At 67.5% G+C, this 3,606-nt stretch carries 4 protein-coding genes; all 4 read right to left on the minus strand.

Going from position 1 to position 3,606, the window contains the following annotated elements; all coding sequences use genetic code 11:
• On the minus strand, positions 1 to 536 hold a 536-nt coding region (locus ACIRA7_RS15775), incomplete at its 3' end, for an alcohol dehydrogenase catalytic domain-containing protein (protein WP_396221791.1).
• A 5-nt stretch (positions 537 to 541) separates the two neighbouring features.
• Positions 542 to 997: an acyl-CoA thioesterase gene (locus ACIRA7_RS15780; protein ID WP_396221792.1), complete on the minus strand. Its 456-nt coding sequence runs from the start codon at positions 995 to 997 to the stop codon at positions 542 to 544.
• Positions 994 to 2,148 carry an iron-containing alcohol dehydrogenase gene (locus ACIRA7_RS15785; protein WP_396221793.1) on the minus strand — a complete coding sequence of 385 codons (1,155 nt, stop codon included), beginning with the start codon at positions 2,146 to 2,148 and terminating at the stop codon, positions 994 to 996. Before ACIRA7_RS15785 ends, ACIRA7_RS15780 begins: the two co-directional genes overlap by 4 nt.
• 82 nt (positions 2,149 to 2,230) lie before the next feature.
• Positions 2,231 to 3,606 (minus strand): gamma-glutamyltransferase family protein (locus ACIRA7_RS15790; RefSeq protein WP_396221794.1); only part of this gene is annotated, 1,376 nt, incomplete at its 5' end.

Consider the following 3,606-nt stretch of genomic DNA (forward strand, 5'->3'; position numbering starts at 1 on the left):
AGTGCCAGCTTCTCGTCGGTGCTGGCGGCGGCGATCACGCGCGCGCCCAGTGCCTTGCCGATCATGATGGCGGCCAGTCCCACGCCGCCCGAGGCGCCCAACACCAGCAGCGTCTCGCCGGGGGCGATCTGCGCACGATCGATCAGCGCGTGCATCGCCGTACCGTACGCGAGCGGCAACGTGGCGGCCACGTCGAACGACAGGGCGTCGGGAATCGGCGTGACGGCCGCCGCCGGCGCACTGAGACGTTCAGCGAAGGCGCCGGTTCGGGTGAACGCCACCACTCGCTGTCCGACGTGCAACGCCGTGACGTCGGCACCCACCTCGACGATGACGCCCGCCGCTTCGCCGCCCGGCGTGAACGGCAGCGGCGGACGCACCTGGTACTGCCCCATCACCATCAGCGCATCGGGGAAGTTGACGCCGGCGGCGTGCACCTCGATGACCACGTGGCCGGCCTCGGCGACAGGGTCGGGCACGGTGTCCACCGTAAGTGTTTCGGGCTGATCGAAGGCCCCGCAAATGACAGCACGCATGGCGCTCAGGTGGTGGAAGACGGAGATGACGACGTACGCAGCCCCTCGAGGGCCTGCCGCACCGCGTCGGGGATCGGCACTGACGTCCGCGACGCGCGATCAACGTAGACATGAACGAAGTGACCGGTCGCCGCCGGCACGTCGTCGTCGTTGCGGAACAGCGCGAGTTCGTAGCGCACGCTCGAGCGTCCGAGGTGCACGACACGCACACCGGCGGTGACCCGGTCGGGAAAGGTGATCGGCGACCGATAGCGGCACTGCGTTTCCACCACGAGCCCGATGGCGTCGCTGCCCGCGATGTCGAGCAGGCCGCGCTCGATCAGCCAGCGATTCACCGCGGTGTCGAAGAAGCTGTAGTACACGACGTTGTTCACGTGGCCGTAGGCGTCGTTGTCCATCCAGCGCGTATCGATCGTCGTGCAATGCGCGTAGTGCGCCCGCGTGTCGGCGGTATCGGTCATAGCGCCTCGCGATACAGCGCCAACGCCTGATCGTAGCTCACGTCGCGGGGATTGTTCACCAGCAACCGCTGCACCTTCATGGCATCGGTGGCGAGCCCCGGCAGGTCGGCTTCGATGACGCCCAGCTCGCCCAACGTGCGTTCGAGCCCGAGCTCACCCACGATCGTGGCCATCGCATCCACGAAGGCGCGTCCGCTCGCGCTGCGGTGCCACGTGCGCTCGGTGGCCCGTACGGCATCGGCCAGCTCGCGGTACATCCCCTCCGCTTCGGGGAGGTTGAACTCGAGCACCGGCAGCAGCACCAGCGCGTTGCTCAGACCGTGCGGAATGTGAAACTGTCCGCCCAGCGGATAGGCCAGCGCGTGCACGGCGCCAACGGGGGCGTTCGCGAAGGCCATGCCGGCCAGCATCGATCCCTGCAGCATCGCGCGACGCGCCGGGAGGTTGCTGCCGTCTTCGAGTACCAGGCCGAGGTTTTCTGACAGCTGTTGCAGCGCACGAATCGCCAGCGCGTCGGAGAGCACATTCTTCCGATGCCGACTGGTGTACGCCTCGATCGCGTGCACCATCGCATCGATGCCGGTCATCGCGGTCACGCGGGCGGGCATCCCGAGCGTGAGAGTGGCATCCAGCACCGCGACGTCGGGGTAGAGCAGCCGCGACACGACCCCCTGCTTCTCACCGCCGGGCGTCGTCACAATGGCAATCGACGTGACCTCCGAGCCGGTGCCGGCGGTGGTAGGCACCTGCACCAGCGGCCAACGCGGCCCCGAGGCGCGACCGACCCCGTAGATCGCCTCGAGCGACTCGCCGGATCGCGCCAGGAGTGCCACCAGCTTGGCGACGTCGAGCGAACTGCCGCCGCCGAAACCGATCACCCCGTCGATGCGCGCCTCGCGCGCCATGACGGTGGCCGCCGACACGCAGGATTCCGGCGGATCGGCCGCGACGTCGGCGAACACCGTGACCTCGAAGCCCATCGCGCGCAGCGGCGCGAGCATGGGCTCGAGCAGTCCCGCCGTCTCGATGCCGCGATCGGTGACCACGAGGGGGCGGCTGACACCACACTCGCGCAGCAGCCCACCCAGTCGTTCACTCTCGCCATCAGCACAGATCACCCGCGGCGGCGTTTCGAAACTGAAGTTGGCCATGCTCAAGGGTAGCGGGCCATGACGGGTCGAGTAACCCATGACACGGTCATCCGCGCACGGGCATCCCGGGGCGGCGGCGCGCTTACTTCCGCGCCGGCGCGGGGCGACGCATCGGTTCGCGTGGCTGGATCGGCAGCAGTTCCGAGACTGCCGAGCCATCCTTGCGCGGATCGGATGCGCCCGCGTTGATCCCCGTGGTGTAGTTGCGCATCACCGCCTGCCCGGCGCCCATGCGGGTGCTCGAGTAATCCCCGCGCATCACGATGTCGTGGCCCATGGCGGCGAGGGCCTTGAGCACGCCATCGGGAATGCGCGATTCGAAGTTGACGTCGCACCCCGGGAACGTCTCCTTGGAAAAGCGCGGCGCGTCGAGCGCGCCCTGAATGTTCATCCCGAAGTCGGCGATGTTCGACACGAACTGCGCGTGGGCCTGCGCCTGATTCCATCCGCCCATGATGCCGAAGGCCACGCGAGTGTCCCCCTTCTCCATGAACGCGGGAATGATCGTGTGCAGCGGACGCTTGCGGCCGGCCAGCACGTTCGCGCTGGCGGGATCGAAGGAGAAGCCGGCGCCGCGGTTGTGCCACACGAAGCCCGCGTCGGCCACCGTGATGCCGGCGCCGAAACCCACCGTAGAGTAGTTGCTCTGAATGAGGGAAATCATGTTCCCCTCCTTGTCCACTGCACTCATGTACGTCGTACCGTTGTCGGTGCCGCTCGGCGTGCCGGCAGCGAGATCGCAGGTGGCCTTCGAGGCATTCACCAGCTTCGCACGTTCAGCGGCGTAGGCCTTCGAGCGCATCGCCTCGACCGGGATCTTCACAAAGCGCGGATCGCCGTCGTAGCGCTGCATGTCGGCATACGCGAGCTTCTTCGCTTCGATCATGTGGTGCAGCGCGGGCACGGAGTTGTGCCCCATCGACGCCAGCGGGAACGTCTCCATGATGTTCAGCATCTCGAGCGCGGCGATCCCCTGCCCGTTCGGCGGCAGCTCGTACACCGTCCATCCGCGATACGTGGTCGAGATGGGCTCCACCCATTCGCTGTCGAACTCGGCGAGATCGGCGGCCGTCATCGTGCCACCGTGCGTCTTGCTGCTGGCCAGCAGCTTGGCCGCCACGGGGCCTTTGTAAAAGGCGGCGGCACCACCGGCGGCAATCTGCCGATAGCTCTGTGCCAACTCAGGATTGCGGAACAGCTCACCGGCCAGCGGCAACCGGCCGCCCGGCAAGAACGTCTTCGCGGTGGCGGCATCTTCACGCAACACCTTTTCGCTGTCCTTCCAGTACACGCTCACCACTTCACCCACCGGAAAGCCGGCCTCGGCGTAGACGATCGACGGCGCCAGCACATCGGCGAAGCGCTTCCGTCCAAAGCGGGTGAGCAACTTCTCCCAGCCGTTCACCGCGCCAGGTACCGTGGCGGCATCGATCCCGCGCCCCGGCATGTCGGTGCGTC

It is taken from the genome of Gemmatimonas sp. (genome assembly GCF_044376735.1).
Taxonomy (GTDB): domain Bacteria; phylum Gemmatimonadota; class Gemmatimonadetes; order Gemmatimonadales; family Gemmatimonadaceae; genus Gemmatimonas.